We start from the raw sequence: 16691 nt of genomic DNA on the forward strand, positions 1-16691 counted from the left end.
AGAGCAATTTATGAAGGCTTATGTCTACGGCCCTGAAGGCGCTCGGATTTCCGACGTCGCTCAACCAAAGCCGAAAGGCACGCAGGTGCTGGTAAAGGTCCGCGCCTGCGGCCTCAATCGCGCCGACACCGGCATGCGCAAGGGGCACGCCCATGGCGCGGCCGGCGGCGTCGGCACCGTGCTCGGGATGGAATGGGCCGGCGAGGTTGCCGAGCTAGGGCCCGATGCGAAGGGCGTCAAAGTCGGCGACCGCATCATGGGATCCGGCGGCGCGGCGTTCGCTGAATACACCCTGGCCGATCACGGCCGGCTGTTCCGCGCGCCCTCGAACATGAATTTCGAAGAGGCCGCCACCCTCCCCGTCGCGCTCGCGACCATGCACAACGCCGTGGTCACGGTCGGCGGTGTGCAGCCCGGGCAAGCCGTGCTGATCCAGGGGGCCAGCTCCGGCGTCGGCCTGATGGCGATGCAGATCGCAAAACTCAAGGGAGCGAGGCTCGTGATCACTCCGACCCCAAATGGGTCGATGAGGTGCTGAAGGCGACGAACGGCGAAGGCGTCGATCTCATCGTCGACCAGGTTTCAGGCAAGGTCGCCAACCAGAACCTTGCCGCGACCAAGGTCCTCGGCCGCATCGTCAATGTCGGCCGGCTCGGCGGCACCCATGCCGACTTCAACTTCGACCTGCATGCGGCCCGCCGCATCAGCTATATCGGCGTCACCTTCCGCACCCGCACCATCGAGGAGGTCCGCGAGATCTTTGAGGAGGTCCGCAAGGACATCTGGGGCGCGGTGGAATCGCGCAAGCTGCAGCTACCGATCGACAAGGTCTATGCGTTCGACGACATCGACCAGGCGTTCGAGCACATGGAGGCGAACAAGCACCTGGGGAAGATCGTGGTGACGCTGCCGTAGCGCGCAGACACCGGTCTCGTAGGGTGGGCAAAGCGGAGCGTGCCCACCATCCGTCAGTGATCGCGGAAGAACGTGGGCACGGCGCTTCGCGCCTTTGCCCACCCTACGAGACTGAGCTAGTGGCATAAGCCACCATTCAATTCAGAAGCATTCGCAATGGCTTCGCTCCTGCAACTCACTTGCGACTACAGCTGTGGATCGCCGCTTGATGTTCAGCCTCAGGCTGCTAAATCCCCGCCATGAGCGCACAGCACAACAAGACCTCGGTCGCGGCCATCTCGATCTTCGCCAGCGGCGGCATGGCGGCGGCCAAGTTCGTGGTCGGGATCGCGATCGGCTCGCTGGCGCTGATCTCCGAGGCGCTGCACTCCTCAATCGACCTGGTCGCGACCATCATCACCTGGGCGGTGGTGCGGGTGTCCGACAAGCCGGCGGACGAGGAGCACCATTACGGCCATGGCAAGCTGGAAAGCATCTCGGCGCTGGGCGTCACCGCCCTGCTCTACGTGCTCGCCGGCGGCATCCTGGTCGAAGCCTATAGCCGGCTGCGCGAGGGAACGCCGCCGCCGACCATCTCGGCCGTGCCGTTCGTCGTGCTGGTGATCGACATCGTCGTCAATCTCTGGCGCGCCCGCGCCCTGCACCGCGCCGCGCGCGAGACCCGAAGCCAGGCGCTCGCCGCGGATGCGCTCCACTTCGCCTCCGACGTGATGGGCTCCTGCGCCGTGATCGTCGGCCTGATCCTCGCCGCCCTCGGCTTCTGGTGGGGTGATGCCGCGGCCGCCGCCGCAGTCGCCGTGATGATCGCCGCGCTCGGCCTGCGCATGGCCGGCTCGACCGTGCAGACGCTGCTCGACCGCGCGCCGGAGGGCGCCCAGGAGAAGGCCACGGCCGCGATCCGCAGCGTGCCCGGCGTGATCGACGTCGAGCGCCTGCGCGTGCGCATGGTCGGGGCGACCACCTTCATCGACACCATCGCCAAGGTGCCGCGCACCTACCCGATCGACCGCGTCGAGGAGATCAAGCGCAAGGCGCAGGCCGCCCTCGACAAGGCGTTCGGCGATGCCGACCTCACCTTCACCCCGGTCCCGGTCGCGCGCAACAACGAGACCGTCCGCGACCGCATCATGGTGATCGCCCGCAATTCGAGCCTCGCCATCCACCACGTCACGGTGCACGACCTTGGTGCCAAGCTGATCGTCGGCATCGATCTCGAGGTCGATGCCGGGATGCGGCTCGACGCGGCCCATGACATCGCCAATACGCTGGAGCGCAACATCAAGGAGGAGTTCGGCGAGGACGTCGAGGTCGACGTCCATATCGAGCCGCTGGAACCGGAACTGCCGTTCGGCGTCGACGCCGCGCCGGAGAGGGTACAGACCATCGCCGCCGCGCTGGCCGAGTTCGCCGGCGAAGGCGAGATCCACGACATCCATAATGTGCGCGTCCGCAACACCGACGCCGGCGAGATCGTCAACTTCCACTGCCGCGCTGCGCCGTCGATGAGCGTGATCAGGGTGCACGAGCATGTCGATGCGATCGAGCGCGCGTTGCGCCGCGCCTTCCCGAGCGTGAAGCGCGTCATCAGTCACGCCGAGCCGCCGCGCGTGTGACGCGGATTGCGCGAGGAGTCACACGTTCTCGTTTCGGACTCCTGCACCCGTTGGTTTGCGGACGCGTGATGCATAAACTGCGCGTTGGATAAGAATAATTTCGCGTTAACGATTCGTTGACTCTCGACAGCCCGGCAAAACTGGATTCAAATCGGTCTGATTCGGAAGCGACGTGGGGCTGCCTCCGAACTCAAGTTGCAAGCAGGGTTTCAGGGGGCCGAAGGCATGTCGCGTGCAGACGCCGCGAACGCGTGCGTCCAATCCGATTCGATCAAGGGATTGGCGCAATCGATCGCGAAACCTGCCTATCATCGGCTGCTGATCGCAGAGCCGGCGCTGCGCCGTGCCGTGCCGACGCTCATCATCGCGTTCCTGATCACGATCTGCCTCGGCGCGTTCGTGCAGGTCGTCGATCAGACGCGCCAGAAGCGGCAGGTGATCCGGCATGACATCTCCGCGCTCGCCGACCTGCTCGCCGAGCGCATCGACCGCCTCACCTCGTTGCGGATCGAGCGGCAGAAGAACATCGAGCGCCTTCCGACGCTGCTGCCCGACCTGATCCCGTCCTGGGGCACGGCATCCGGCCGCCATGTCATCGTCACCTCGGCCGGGATCGACCGCCGTCTCCTCGCCCGCATTCCCATCGACAGCGATCCTTCCGGCAACGACCGCCTGCTCGATGCCATCACCACGGCGCAACTGCTTGCGGCGCCGCCGCGCGACGGCAACGTCTCCGACATGACGCTGCCGAGCGGCAACGCCGCGATGGCGACCTCGCGGCAGATCAAGTCGCTGCCCGGCTTCGTCACCGTGATCCAGGAGCGCAACGAGCCGATCTGGGGCTCGGACGCCGCGCTCTCGGTGACGCTGTCGGCGACCACCGGCTTCGTCGTCCTGATCCTCGGCTTCGCCTTCCACTGGCAGTCCACCCGCGCCCGCGAGGGCGACCTCATCAACGACGCGGTGCGCGGCCGGATCGACACCGCGCTGAACCGCGGCCGCTGCGGGCTGTGGGACTGGGACCTGTCGCGCGGCCGGATCTTCTGGTCGCAGTCGATGTTCTCGATGCTCGGCCTCGACGGCCGCCACGAGCTGCTCACCTTCGGCGAGGTCAACGCGCTGGTGAAGTCCGACGACATCGACCTGTTCGAGATCGCCGACCAGCTGATCTCCGAGAAGATCGACCACATCGACCAGACCTTCCGCATGCAGCATGTCGACGGCCACTGGATCTGGCTCCGCGTCCGCTGCGAAAAGACGCGCGGCGCGACCGATTCCAGCGTGCACCTGATCGGCATCGCGGTCGACATCACCGAGCAGAAGAGCCTCGCCGAGCGGACCGTGGAAGCGGACCTGCGGCTGCGCGACGCCATCGAGACCATTCCGGAGGCCTTCGTGCTGTGGGACGCGAGCGATCGCCTCGTGCTCTGCAACTCGCACTTCCAGCGCCTGCACAAGCTGCCCGACAGCGCGGTCATTCCCGGCACCTCCTACGAAACCGTGCTCGAGGTCGGCCGCATGCCGGAGGTGCGCACCCGTCACAACGAGACCGCTGCCCAGGGCCCGGGCGCGCGCACCTTCGAGGCGCAGCTCGACGACGGCAGCTGGCTGCACATCAGCGAGCGCCGGACCAAGGACGGCGGCTATGTCTCGGTCGGCACCGACATCACCCGCATCAAGGAGCACGAGCAGAAGCTGGTCGACAACGACCTGCGCCTGCGCGCGACGGTCATCGACCTCAAGCGCTCGCAGGCCGCGCTGGAGCGCCAGACCAACGAGCTCGCCGACCTCGCCGAGAAATACCAGCGCGAGAAGACCCGCGCCGAGGAAGCCAACCAGACCAAGTCGAAGTTCCTCGCCAACATGAGCCACGAGCTGCGCACGCCGCTCAACGCCATCATCGGCTTCTCCGAGATCATGGGAAGCGGCATGTTCGGCGAGCTCGGCAGCGAGAAGTACCAGGAATATTGCCAGGACATCCTGACCAGCGGCCACTATCTGCTCGAGGTCATCAACGACATCCTCGACATGTCCAAGATCGAGGCCGGTCGCATGAAGCTCGACATGGAAGAACTCGACCTCGCGCGGACGCTCGCCGAATCCCTGCGCGTCGTCTCCCGCCGCGCCGAGGACAAGCACCTGACGCTCGATGCCGACATCGGGACATCGATCTCGGTCGTCGCCGACCGTCGCGCCACCAAGCAGATCATCGTCAACCTGCTCTCCAACGCGGTGAAGTTCACGCCCGACGGCGGACGGATCGTGGTGCGCAGCCGGCAGCTCGACGACAGGATCGTGCTGATGATCGCCGACACCGGCATCGGGATCGCGCCGCACTCGCTGGCGCGGCTCGGCCGCCCGTTCGAGCAGGTCGAGAGCCAGCTCACCAAGACCTATCACGGCTCTGGGCTGGGCCTCGCCATCGCCCGCTCGCTGGCACAGCTCCACGGCGGCTCGATGCGGCTGCGCTCGAAGATCGATGTCGGCACCGTCGTCCGCGTGACGCTGCCGCGCGACGCCGTCAAGGGGGCCGGGATATCGGCCGCGGCTTGAGCTCTATAATTGCAGCGTCGGCGCGACTTCCCGCGCCACATTGACCAGCGCCGCGATCAGCGGCGTCATGGGATCACGCTGCGGGATCACCATGCCGATGCTGTAATTGACCTCGGGGTCGACGATCGGGATCGACCGCACCGTATCGGACAGGCCGAGCGTCTCGGCGAGCTTGGCCGGCATCACGCTGGCCCAGCGTCCCGTCTTCACATGCGTGAACAGCACCAGGAGCGAGTTCGAGGTCAGGGTCGGCGTCGCCTCCGCGCCGACCGAGCGCAGCGCGCGGTCGATGATACGGCGGTTCTGCATGTCGGGCGTCAAGAGGCACAGCGGCACCTGCCCGACCTCGGTCCAGGTCACGGTCTCGCGATCGCCGAACATCGCATCCGGCGCGGTGAGCAGGCGATAGCTCTCGTTGTAGAGCGGAATGGTGCGCACCTTGCCGATCGGCTCGTTCTCGATATAGGTCAGCCCCGCATCCACCTCGAGATTTTCGAGCAGGCCCAGCACCTCCGATGACGTCGTGGACCGGATGCTGAACCGCACCTCGGGATGTCTGGCGCGGAACGGCGTCGTCAGCTGGGCGACCATGCCGAGGACGGTCGGGATCGCCGCGATGCGGATCTCGCCGGAGAGCTGGTGCTTCAGCCCGTTGATCTCGTCACGCATGGCACGGGCGTCGCCCACGATCCGCCGCGCCCAGTCCAGCGCCCGCTCGCCCTCGGGGGTGAAACCCTGGAAGCGGGAGCCGCGTTGGACCAGCATCACGCCGAGGATCTCCTCGAGTTGCTTCAGCCCGGTCGACATGGTCGGCTGCGTGACCCCGCAGGCCTCTGCCGCGCGTCCGAAATGCCGCTCCTTCGCCAGCGCCAGCAGCAGTTCAAGCTTGTCGATCAACCGGTCGTCCCCTCGGATTCTGTGTTGGCATGCAAGCTAGCATGCCGGGCCTGCACCAACACGCAAAAACCGGCAGCCGATACAATCTTCATTACCATTCCGTATCGACCGATTGCGGTTGCAAATCGATCTGAATTCGCAATCGCAGCATGAGACAGCTTTATTGATCTTCGAATGATTCCAAATACTTTGCGCTGAAGGAACGCTCAGGTTGAGAACGAACAATGACAACGCTTTACGAACCTCGTTACGAGCCTTGTTACGAGCCTTGGGACGAAGCGCGCGGCGCTGAGATCATCGCCGAACATGCCGGGCAGGAAGGCGCAACGCTCGTCATCCTGCATGCGCTTCAGGAGGCGTTCGGCTACGTGCCGGAGGCGGCGATTCCCATGGTTGCGCAGGCGCTGAACTTGTCGCGCGCCGAGGTGCACGGCGTCTTCACCTTCTACCATGATTTCCGCCACAAGCCGGCCGGCCGCCACGTGCTGAAGCTGTGCCGCGCGGAAGCCTGCCAGGCTGCGGGCGGCGATGCACTGGCCGCGCGCGCCGAGACGAAGCTCGGTGTGTCGCTCGGCAACACGACGGCCGATGATCGCGTCACGCTGGAGCCGATCTACTGCCTCGGCCTGTGCGCGACCGCGCCATCCGCGATGCTCGACGGCCGCCTCATCGGCCGGCTCGACGAGAAGCGCCTCGATGCACTGGTTGCGGAGGCACAGCGATGAGCATGCGTCTCTTCGTTTCCCGCGATGCGGGCGCGGTCGCCGTCGGCGCCGATGAGGTTGCGCTGGCGCTGGAGCAGGCTGCGGCCAAGCGTGGTGTCAAGGTCGAGATCGTCAGGACCGGCTCGCGCGGCATGTACTGGCTGGAACCGCTGGTCGAGGTTGCGACCCCGAAGGGCCGGATCGCCTTCGGCCCGGTGACCGAGGCCGACGTCCCCTCCCTGCTCGATGCGCTCGCCACCAACACGCCGCATCTGTTGCGGCTCGGCGCCACCGACGAGATCCCCTGGCTGAAGCGCCAGACCCGCCTCACCTTCGCCCGCTGCGGCGTGATCGATCCGCGCTCGCTCGACGACTACCGCGCCCATGGCGGCTACAAGGGCCTGGAGCGCGCATTGTCGCTCGGCTCGGAAGCGATCCTCGCTGAGGTCACCGCATCCGGCCTGCGCGGCCGCGGCGGCGCGGGCTTCCCGACCGGGATCAAGTGGAAGACCGTCGCGCAGGCCAAGGCCGACCGCAAGTTCATCGTCTGCAACGCCGACGAAGGCGACAGCGGCACCTTTGCCGACCGCATGATCATGGAAGGCGACCCCTTCCTGGTGATCGAGGGCATGACCACCGCCGGCATCACCGTCGGCGCGACCAAGGGCTACATCTACATCCGCAGCGAATATCCGCATGCGGTCGAGGCGATGAATGCCGCGATCGCGGCGGCCAGGCGCGGCGGCTATCTCGGCGACAAGATCGGCGGCTCGACCACCAGCTTCGATATGGAAGTGCGCGTCGGCGCCGGCGCCTATGTCTGCGGCGAGGAGACCTCGCTGCTGGAGAGTCTGGAAGGCCGCCGCGGCATCGTGCGCGCCAAGCCGCCGCTACCGGCCCATCACGGCCTGTTCGGCAAGCCCACCGTCATCAACAACGTGCTGTCGTTCGCCGCCATCCCCTTCATCCTCGCCGAGGGCGCCAAGGCCTATGCCGATTTCGGCATGGGCCGCTCCCGCGGCACGATGCCGATCCAGCTCGCCGGCAATATCCGCCACGGCGGGCTGTTCGAGACCGCATTCGGCGTGACGCTCGGCGAACTCGTCGACGACATCGGCGGCGGCACCTTCACCGGCCGGCCGGTTCGTGCGGTGCAGGTCGGCGGCCCGCTCGGCGCCTACTTCCCCCGCGCCCTGTTCGACACGCCGTTCGACTACGAGGCCTTTGCCGCGCGCGACGGGTTGATCGGCCATGGCGGCATCGTCGTGTTCGACGACAGCGTCGACATGCGCAGGCAGGCGCGTTTCGCGATGGAATTCTGCGCCGTCGAATCCTGCGGCAAGTGCACGCCGTGCCGGATCGGCTCCACCCGCGGCGTCGAGACCATCGAGAAGATCATCAACGGCGAGCGCGTCCATGAAAACCTCGCGCTGGTCGAAGACCTCTGCAACACCATGAAATTCGGCTCGCTCTGCGCACTCGGCGGCTTCACGCCCTACCCCGTCCTCAGCGCGTTGAAGCACTTCCGGGAGGATTTCGCACCCGTCCCGACCACGCTTCAGGCCGCGGAATAGGAGAACGACAATGTCTCTGATCGAAGAAATCGACTACGGCACGCCGCGCTCCAAATCGACGACGATGGTGACGCTGACCATCGACGGCAACCAGGTCACCGTGCCCGAGGGCACCTCGATCATGCGCGCCGCGATGGACGCCGGCCACCAGATCCCGAAGCTGTGCGCGACCGACATGGTCGATGCGTTCGGCTCCTGCCGTCTCTGCCTCGTCGAGATCGAGGGCCGCGCCGGCACGCCGGCCTCCTGCACCACGCCTGTGATGAACGGCCTCGTCGTGCACACCCAGACCGAGCGGCTGAAGAAGCTGCGCAAGGGCGTGATGGAGCTCTACATCTCCGACCATCCGCTCGACTGCCTCACCTGCGGCGCCAATGGCGATTGTGAATTGCAGGACATGGCCGGCGCGGTCGGCCTGCGCGACGTGCGCTACGGCTATGAGGGCGAGAACCACGTCTTCGCCAAGACCCACGGCTGCGACAACGACCACTGGATGCCGAAGGACGAGTCCAACCCGTACTTCACCTACGATCCCTCCAAGTGCATCGTCTGCTCGCGCTGCGTCCGCGCCTGCGAGGAGGTGCAGGGCACCTTCGCGCTGACCATCTCCGGCCGCGGCTTCGACAGCCGGGTCTCGCCGGGCATGAGCGAAAGCTTCCTCGGCTCCGAATGCGTCTCCTGCGGCGCCTGCGTGCAGGCCTGCCCGACCGCGACGCTGACGGAAAAATCCGTGATCGAGATCGGCCAGCCCGAGCACTCGGTGGTCACCACCTGCGCCTATTGCGGCGTCGGCTGCGCCTTCAAGGCCGAGATGCGCGGCGAGGAAGTCGTGCGCATGGTGCCCTACAAGGACGGCAAGGCCAATCGCGGCCATTCCTGCGTCAAGGGCCGCTTCGCCTGGGGCTACACCAATCACAAGGAACGCATCCTTAAACCCATGATCCGCGACCGGATCGAGGATCCCTGGAAGGAAGTCTCCTGGGACGAGGCGTTCTCGTTTGCCGCCGCCAAGATGCGCGGCATCCAGAAGAAGTACGGCCGCGACGCCATCGGCGGCATCACCTCGTCCCGCTGCACCAATGAAGAGACCTATCTGGTGCAGAAGCTGATCCGCGCCGGCTTCGGCAACAACAATGTCGACACCTGCGCCCGCGTCTGCCATTCGCCGACCGGCTATGGCCTCGCCACCACCTTCGGCACCTCTGCCGGCACGCAGGATTTCGATTCGGTCGAGGACACCGACGTCGTCGTCGTGATCGGCGCCAACCCGGCGTCCGCCCACCCGGTGTTCGCCTCGCGCCTGAAGAAGCGGCTGCGCCAGGGTGCCAAGCTGATCGTGATCGATCCGCGCCGCACCGAGATGGTGGAATCTCCGCATGTGAAGGCGCTGCACCTGCCGCTGATGCCCGGCACCAACGTCGCGGTCATGACCGCGCTGGCGCATGTCATCGTCACCGAGGGTCTCGTCAACGAAGCCTTCGTGCGCGAGCGCTGCGACTGGAGCGAGTTCGAGGAATGGGCCGCCTTCGTCGCCCAGCCGAGCAACAGCCCGGAAGCCACCGCCATCCTCACCGGCGTCGATCCGAAGGATCTGCGCGAAGCAGCCCGCACTTACGCCACCGGCGGCAACGGCGCGATCTATTACGGTCTCGGCGTCACCGAGCACAGCCAGGGCTCGACCACCGTGATCGCGATCGCGAACCTTGCGATGGTAACAGGCAATATCGGCCGCCCCGGCGTCGGCGTGAACCCGCTGCGCGGCCAGAACAACGTGCAGGGCTCCTGCGACATGGGTTCGTTCCCGCACGAGCTGCCCGGCTACCGCCACATCTCCGGCGATGCCGTCCGCGACCAGTTCGAGGCGCTCTGGAACGTCAAGCTCAACCCGGAACCGGGCCTGCGCATTCCCAACATGTTCGACGCCGCGGTCGAAGGCACGTTCATGGGCATCTACGTGCAGGGCGAGGACATCCTGCAGTCCGATCCCAACACCAGCCACGTCGTGGCGGCGCTGTCGGCGATGGAATGCGTCATCGTCCACGACCTGTTCCTGAACGAGACCGCCAACTACGCCCACGTCTTCCTGCCCGGCTCGAGCTTCCTCGAGAAGGACGGCACCTTCACCAACGCCGAGCGCCGCATCCAGCGCGTGCGCAAGGTGATGACGCCGAAGAACGGCCTCGCCGACTGGGAGGTCACCATCGGTCTTGCCAAGGCCATGGGCTTCGAGATGAACTACAGCCACCCCTCGGAGATCATGGACGAGATCGCGGCGCTGACCCCGACCTTCGCCGGCGTCTCCTACGCCAGGCTGGACGAGCTCGGCTCGGTGCAGTGGCCCTGCAACGAGAAGGCGCCCGAGGGCACGCCGGTGATGCATATCGACGGCTTCGTCCGCGGTAAGGGCAAGTTCGTCGTGACCGAATATGTCGCGACCGATGAGCGCACCGGCCCGCGCTATCCCCTGCTGCTCACCACGGGCCGCATCCTCAGCCAGTACAATGTCGGCGCGCAGACGCGGCGCACCGACAACGTGGTCTGGCATGCCGAGGATCGCCTCGAGATCCATCCGCACGATGCCGAGCAGCGCGGCGTGCGCGACGGCGACTGGGTGCGGCTGAAGAGCCGTGCCGGCGAGACCACGCTGCGCGCGGAGATCACCGACCGCGTCGCGCCCGGCGTCGTCTACACCACCTTCCACCACCCGGACACGCAGGCCAACGTCATCACCACCGAATATTCGGACTGGGCGACCAACTGTCCCGAATACAAGGTGACGGCGGTGCAGGTCTCGCCCTCGAACGGCCCGTCCGACTGGCAGAAGGCCTATGACGCGCAGGCGCGGCAATCCCGCCGCATCGTCCCCGCCGAAGCCGCGGAGTAACGGCATGCACGTGCCCGTCCAGGCCATCGACCGCGAGATATGGCGCGACGGTGTCGCGTCCGAAGGCACACGGCTGATCCCCGAGGAGACGCCGTTGGCGCTGACCTATAATGGCGGCACCTATGCCGTCATGATGGGGACGCCGCAGAACCTCGAGGATTTCGCCGTCGGCTTCAGCCTGGACGAAGGCATCATCAAGTCGGTCGACGACATCAAGTCGCTCGAGGTGGTTCGCCTCGACGACGGCATCGAGCTCAGGATGTGGCTGGCAGCGGAAGATGCGGCACTCATCAGCGAGCGCCGCCGCCACGTCGCAGGTCCCACCGGCTGCGGCATCTGCGGCATCGAGTCCATTGCCGAGGCGGTGCGACCCGCGGCGGTCGTGCCGCAGGGGCAGACCTTCACGCCGGAAGAAATCATGGCGGCGATGCAGGCGATCGCACCGCTGCAATCGATCAATCTACAGACCCGCGCCGTTCACGCCGCTGCGTTCTGGTCTCCTAGCGGCAACATCGTCGCCCTGCGCGAGGACGTCGGCCGCCACAATGCGCTGGACAAGCTCGCCGGCGCACTGGCGCGCAGCCGTACCGATGCAAGTGGCGGCATGGTGCTGCTGACCAGCCGGGTCTCGGTCGAGATGGTGCAGAAGACCGCCGCGATCGGCGCGCCAGTGATGGTCGCCGTCTCCGCGCCGACCGCGCTTGCGGTGCGCACCGCGGAAGCCGCGGGCATCACCCTGATCGCCATTGCCCGCCAGGACGGGTTCGAAGTGTTCTCGCATGGTGGCCGGATTGTCGCCCGCCATGCCACGGAGGTTGCCGATGTCGCCTGACCGCCTGATCTACATGGCCAACCAGATCGGCAAGTTCTTCAGGAGCCAGGGCCATGACAAGGCCGTGCCGGGGATCGCCGAGCACATCAAGAAGTTCTGGGATCCCCGGATGAAGCGCGCTATCTTCGCCCATCTCGATGCCGGCGGCGCGGGCCTCGAGCCTGACGTGCGTGAGGCCCTCACCGCGCTGAAGCTGGCGACGCCCCTTCCAGCAGCGCCCTGAACACGCGCCGCACCTCGCTCTGCGTTTCCTTCACCCGCGCCTCCAGCGACGAGAAGTCCGGCGCATCGCCGGCGCGCGCCATGACGCGCTGCAGATCGGTGCCGGCGGTTTCCGGCTTGAAGCGGTCGCTGACGCACAGGCGCAGGATTTGCGTCAGATCGTGATAGAGCCGTGCCGCGGCACGCAGGATCTCGGTCTCCGATTGTGCGAGCACGCCGAGCCTACAGGCATTATCCAGCACCTGCAGAGTGCTGACGTCGAGGATCTCGGGCTTGTCGTGGGCATGCACGAGCTGGAGATATTGCGCGATGAAGTCGATGTCGATCATGCCGCCGGCGGCATATTTGAGATCCCAATAATCGGTCTCGCCCTTCTCCTGGCCGATGGCGCTGCGCATATCGGCGACGTCATTGGCGATGACCGCGCGATCGCGGCGGCGGGTCAGGACATCGCGGATGACGCGCTCGATGCGTTCCCGGAATGCAGGCGAAGCCGACACCACGCGCGCGCGCGTCAGCGCCATGTGCTCCCAGGTCCAGGCCTCGTTGGCCTGGTAGTCCGCGAAGGAGGCGAGGCTCGAGGCCACCGGGCCGGCGCGCCCTGAGGGACGGAGCCGCATGTCGATCTCGTAGAGCACGCCGTAATTGGTGCGGGTCGTGAAGGCGCTGATCAGGCGCTGGGTGAAGCGGGCGAAATAATGCGCGCCCTGTAACGACTTCGTCCCATCCGAGTCCGGGTTCTCGGCGTCGAAATCGTAGAGCAGGATCAGGTCGAGATCGGACGATGCCGTCATCTCGCGGCTGCCGAGGCGGCCCATCGCGATGATCGCGGTCTCCTGGCCGTTGATCCGGCCGTGCTGCGCGGCAAAGCGGTCGGCGACCAGGCCATGCACGGTGTGAACGATTCCCTCGGCGACATCGGCAAAGGCGGTGCTCGCCTGCTGCGCCGAGACGGTGCCGGACAGGATGCGCGTGCCGATCAGGAACAGGCTCTCCTGCCCGAACAGACGCAGGCGATCGAGGAACTCCTCGTAGGAGGCGGCGTCCTGCACGGTCGTCGCGAGCCGCCCCGACAGTTCCTGCCTGTCCGGCATCGCGCCGAAGAAGCGCGGATCGATCAGGCCGTCCATGAGCTGCGGCTGCCGCGCCAGCATCTCGCCGAGCCGCGGCGCAGCTCCCAGCACCAGCGCCACCAGCGCGACGAGATCGCGGTTCTGGCCGAGCAGCGTGATCAGCCGGCCGCCACGCTGCAGCGCCCCGAGGAACTGATCGAACGCCACGACCGCGCGGTCCGGCTCCTCGCCATGTGCGAGACCGTCGATCAGGGCCGGCACGAACTCGATGAAGGCGCTGCGCGTCGCCTCATTGCGGAACACACGATAGTCGCCGGTGATCCAGTCCCGCACGGTTTGCGCGACGGCAGCGGGCTTCTTGAAGCCGAGCGTCGCCAGGTGGTGGAGCAGGCGCGGGTCGTCGGGACCTGCACTGTAGTCCAGAGCCGGCAGACCTGCCGTGCCGGTCGGATCATCGCCCTCGAACAGCTTTTCGTAGTGGCCCTGGACGATCTCGAGCTGCTGCAGCAGGTCGCGCGCGAAGGCTTCGCGATCGGGATAGCCGAAGAAGCGGGCAAAACGCTCGACCGCCTCCTTGTCGTCGGGCAGCGCATGGGTCTGCTCGTCCGCGATCATCTGGAGGCGGTGCTCGACCCGGCGCAGGAATTCGTATGCGGTGGTGAGTTCGTCGCGCGCAGCGAAGGTGATCCAATTGCTGGTGGCGAGCACGTCGAGCGCGCTAAGCGTCGGCCGCACCCGTAATTCCGGATGGCGGCCGCCGGCGATCAGCTGCTGGGTCTGCGCGAAGAACTCGATCTCACGAATGCCGCCGCGGCCGACCTTGACGTTGTGGCCCTCGACCGCGACCTCGCTCTGGCCGCGATAGGTCTGCATCTGCCGCTTCATGTCGTGGACATCGGCAAGCGCGGCAAAATCGAGGTGCTTGCGCCAGACGAAGGGTGCGATCTCGGCGAGCAGCGCCTCGCCTGCCCTGGCATCGCCGGCACAGGCGCGCGCCTTGATCATCGCGGCGCGCTCCCAGGTGCGCCCTTCCCGCTCGTAATAATGCAGCGCGGCGTCTCGCGAGATTGCCACCTGCGTCGAGGATGGATCAGGACGCAGCCGCAGATCGACGCGGAAGACGTAGCCGTCATAAGTGCGCTGCTGCAGGATGCGCGCCATGCCCTGCGTCACCCGGACAAAGAACGGCTGCGGCTCGATATCGGGCGCGAGCGTCGTCGCATCGGGATCGAAGAACACGATGAGATCGATGTCGCTGGAATAGTTCAGCTCGCCTGCCCCCATCTTGCCCATCGCGAGCACGATCAGGCCGCAGCCCTCTTCCGGTGCCTCCGGATTGGGCGGCACGATCTTTCCGCGTGCGGCTTCCTGCCGCAGCTGATACTGCAGCGCCGCCTGCACCGAGGAGACTGCGACGTCGGTGAGCGCCGCCGTCACTTGCATCACCGGCCAGACCCCGCCGATGTCGCACAGCGCGGTCAGCAGCGCGGCCTCGGCCTTCATGCGGCGAAGCAGTCGCATCACCTCGGCATCGTCGGGTGCCGCGAACACCGCGCCCCTTGTCTCAGCGATCAGTGCGGCGAGATGCGTATCCGGATCGCATTCGAGCAGCCGGATCAGGCGCAGCGCATCGGCGCGCACCAGATCGAACAGATAGGGCGAGAATTCCGCGATGCCGACCAAGATATTCCGGGCGAAGGGATGAACCAGCAACGCTCCGAGACGGGCCGATTGTGCCGGCTCGAGCTCGGCCAGCCAGTTTTCAAGTCGGCGTTCGTCGGTTGTGGAAGCGACAATATGGGGAGCCTCCGCGAAGCGTGCGGCCAGACTCTCACCATGCTTGTCCGCGTTTCCCGGCGCGGAGTGGTTCATGCCACCTTCTGTGGCACATCCGGTATTGGCGGAGCAACCCTGTCGCCCGCACCCGTGCGCGCCGGCAGCACCAGCGTGGCGACGAGGCCCGGATGCGCATCGCCCAGCCGCAATTCTCCGCCATGCAGCGTCGCAACGGCGGAAGCGAGGCTGAGGCCGAGGCCGGAGCCCGGCAGCGTGCGGCTCGCCTCGAGCCGGACGAATCGTTCGACGGCATGCTTGCGGTCGGCTTCGGGAATGCCGGGGCCACGATCGGTGACGCTGAGCAGCACCTGGTCACCCTCGCGCTTCGCCTCGATCATGATCTGCCGGCTGTCCATGCTGACCACGGTTCCGCCGGCCTGCGCGACCGGCTTGCCGTATTTGATGGCATTCTCGACCAGATTGGCGAGCGCCTGGCTGATCAGTTCGCGATTGCCGTGAACCGGCGTCGGATCGGCCTTCACCTTCAAGGTCATGCCGTCGTCCTCGGCGAGCGGCTCGTAGAGCTCGTGGATGCCGCCCGCGACCTCGGCGGCATCGAAATCATCCATGTTGCCGCGCGCCTGTCCGGACTCGGCCCGCGCGATCATCAGCAATGCGTTGAAGGTGCGGATCAGCCCGTCGGATTCCTCGATGGTCCGCTCCAGCGCCGCACGGTAATCGGCCTCGCAACCCGATTTCGCCAGCGCCTCCTCGGCGCGGTTGCGCAGGCGCGTCAGCGGCGTCTTGAGATCGTGGGCGATGTTGTCGGAGACTTCCTTCAGCCCCGCCATCAAGGCCTCGATCCGCTCCAGCATGGCGTTGAGGTTTTCCGCGAGGCGATCGAGCTCGTCGCCGCTGCGCCCCACTGGCAGGCGCCCGCTGAGATCGCCGGTCATGATGCGCTGCGCGGTGCCGGTCATCGCGTCGATGCGCCTCAGCACCCTGCGCGCCACGAAGATGCCGCCGCCGAGGCCGAGCACGACGACGATCAGGACCGACCATTGCGCCGCCTTCGCGACGATGCCGAACAGGCGCCGCCGCTCGGCGAGGTCGCGGCCGATCAGCAGCCGGAAGCCGTTTTCGAGTTCGGTGACGCGCACCAATGCGCGATGATCGCGGTCATCTGCGTCCTCGATGCGCCGGTAGGCGGTCTCGGACCAGCCGCGCGTCGCCATCACGCCGGGTGCGAGCGAGCCGACATTGCCGGCAACCGCCTGCCCGGTCGGTGTGGTCACGAGGTAGAGGTTGGCGCCCGGCCGGAGCGCGCGGTACTCGATCGTTCGCACCAGGCCGACCAAGCCGCGGCGATCATAGATCGCGTTGATCTCCGAGGTCTCGGAATTCACCGTCTGCGTGATTTCCTCGGTGATCAGCCGCCGCGTGTTCCAGGCGAAATAGCCGAGCAGCGAGGCCGCGAACATCGCGAACAGCAGCAGATAGACCAGCGTCAGCCGGAAGGCCGTGGTGCGGACGAGTTTACCGAATGCCGTCACGGATCATTTACGGCACTGGCAGAACGGTAAATTCAAAACCATTTTCCTTGCCGTCCTCTCAGGGGGTGGTCCTTTTGGCAAGCGGCCACAATGCC

Annotated in this window: 10 protein-coding genes and 1 pseudogene; 8 read left to right on the plus strand and 3 right to left on the minus strand. The window is 66.4% G+C overall.

Features of this window, described 5'->3' with window-relative positions; genetic code table 11:
* The first annotated feature begins 10 nt into the window (after positions 1–10).
* From QA649_RS31055 to QA649_RS31065, 3 genes and pseudogenes are all read left to right on the plus strand, one after another.
* Positions 11–915: pseudogene (locus tag QA649_RS31055) on the plus strand (zinc-binding dehydrogenase).
* 239 nt (positions 916–1154) lie between these two features.
* Positions 1155–2528, plus strand: a complete 1374-nt coding sequence (locus tag QA649_RS31060; protein WP_283020539.1) for a cation-efflux pump — start codon at positions 1155–1157, stop codon at positions 2526–2528.
* A gap of 225 nt (positions 2529–2753) precedes the next feature.
* The gene (locus tag QA649_RS31065) at positions 2754–5081 is read left to right on the plus strand and encodes an ATP-binding protein (RefSeq protein WP_283020540.1); all 2328 of its coding nucleotides are present in this window, start codon (positions 2754–2756) and stop codon (positions 5079–5081) included.
* A gap of 3 nt (positions 5082–5084) precedes the next feature.
* Here the strand turns inward: QA649_RS31065 and QA649_RS31070 are convergent, their stop codons facing one another.
* Positions 5085–5978: a LysR family transcriptional regulator gene (locus tag QA649_RS31070; protein ID WP_283020541.1), complete on the minus strand. Its 894-nt coding sequence runs from the start codon at positions 5976–5978 to the stop codon at positions 5085–5087.
* Between the two features lie 224 nt (positions 5979–6202).
* Between QA649_RS31070 and QA649_RS31075 the strand changes: the two genes are divergently transcribed.
* The 5 genes from QA649_RS31075 to QA649_RS31095 are packed head-to-tail and all read left to right on the plus strand — an operon-like array spanning position 6203 to position 12195.
* The gene (locus QA649_RS31075; protein ID WP_283020542.1) at positions 6203–6703 is read left to right on the plus strand and encodes a formate dehydrogenase subunit gamma; all 501 of its coding nucleotides are present in this window, start codon (positions 6203–6205) and stop codon (positions 6701–6703) included.
* Positions 6700–8256, plus strand: a complete 1557-nt coding sequence (locus tag QA649_RS31080; RefSeq protein ID WP_283020543.1) for an NADH-quinone oxidoreductase subunit NuoF — start codon at positions 6700–6702, stop codon at positions 8254–8256. The genes QA649_RS31075 and QA649_RS31080 overlap by 4 nt, the downstream gene beginning before the upstream one ends.
* A gap of 10 nt (positions 8257–8266) precedes the next feature.
* Complete coding sequence (gene fdhF, locus QA649_RS31085; protein WP_283020544.1) at positions 8267–11140, plus strand: formate dehydrogenase subunit alpha; 2874 nt, start codon at positions 8267–8269, stop codon at positions 11138–11140.
* Positions 11141–11144: 4 nt separating this feature from the next.
* On the plus strand, positions 11145–11972 hold the full coding sequence (gene fdhD, locus QA649_RS31090) for a formate dehydrogenase accessory sulfurtransferase FdhD (protein WP_283020545.1): 828 nt from the start codon (positions 11145–11147) through the stop codon (positions 11970–11972).
* On the plus strand, positions 11962–12195 hold the full coding sequence (locus QA649_RS31095) for a formate dehydrogenase subunit delta (RefSeq protein WP_283020546.1): 234 nt from the start codon (positions 11962–11964) through the stop codon (positions 12193–12195). The genes fdhD and QA649_RS31095 overlap by 11 nt, the downstream gene beginning before the upstream one ends.
* Here the strand turns inward: QA649_RS31095 and QA649_RS31100 are convergent.
* Positions 12152–15139 carry a bifunctional [glutamine synthetase] adenylyltransferase/[glutamine synthetase]-adenylyl-L-tyrosine phosphorylase gene (locus QA649_RS31100; protein ID WP_283020547.1) on the minus strand — a complete coding sequence of 996 codons (2988 nt, stop codon included), beginning with the start codon at positions 15137–15139 and terminating at the stop codon, positions 12152–12154. The genes QA649_RS31095 and QA649_RS31100 overlap by 44 nt on opposite strands.
* Positions 15136–16596: an ATP-binding protein gene (locus QA649_RS31105; RefSeq protein ID WP_283020548.1), complete on the minus strand. Its 1461-nt coding sequence runs from the start codon at positions 16594–16596 to the stop codon at positions 15136–15138. The genes QA649_RS31100 and QA649_RS31105 overlap by 4 nt, the downstream gene beginning before the upstream one ends.
* Positions 16597–16691: the final 95 nt, after the last annotated feature.

Origin of the sequence: Bradyrhizobium sp. CB1717 (genome assembly GCF_029714325.1) — a bacterium.
Classification (GTDB): Bacteria; Pseudomonadota; Alphaproteobacteria; order Rhizobiales; family Xanthobacteraceae; genus Bradyrhizobium.

Bases quoted from the DNA above. Each gene is read 5' to 3' on its own strand.
- QA649_RS31060 (WP_283020539.1), top strand. From the start codon at position 1,155: ATGAGCGCACAGCACAACAAGACCTCGGTCGCGGCCATCTCGATCTTC.
- QA649_RS31065 (WP_283020540.1), top strand. From the start codon at position 2,754: ATGTCGCGTGCAGACGCCGCGAACGCGTGCGTCCAATCCGATTCGATC.
- QA649_RS31075 (WP_283020542.1), top strand. From the start codon at position 6,203: ATGACAACGCTTTACGAACCTCGTTACGAGCCTTGTTACGAGCCTTGG.
- QA649_RS31080 (WP_283020543.1), top strand. From the start codon at position 6,700: ATGAGCATGCGTCTCTTCGTTTCCCGCGATGCGGGCGCGGTCGCCGTC.
- fdhF (WP_283020544.1), top strand. From the start codon at position 8,267: ATGTCTCTGATCGAAGAAATCGACTACGGCACGCCGCGCTCCAAATCG.
- fdhD (WP_283020545.1), top strand. From the start codon at position 11,145: ATGCACGTGCCCGTCCAGGCCATCGACCGCGAGATATGGCGCGACGGT.
- QA649_RS31095 (WP_283020546.1), top strand. From the start codon at position 11,962: ATGTCGCCTGACCGCCTGATCTACATGGCCAACCAGATCGGCAAGTTC.
- QA649_RS31100 (WP_283020547.1), bottom strand. From the start codon at position 15,139: ATGAACCACTCCGCGCCGGGAAACGCGGACAAGCATGGTGAGAGTCTG.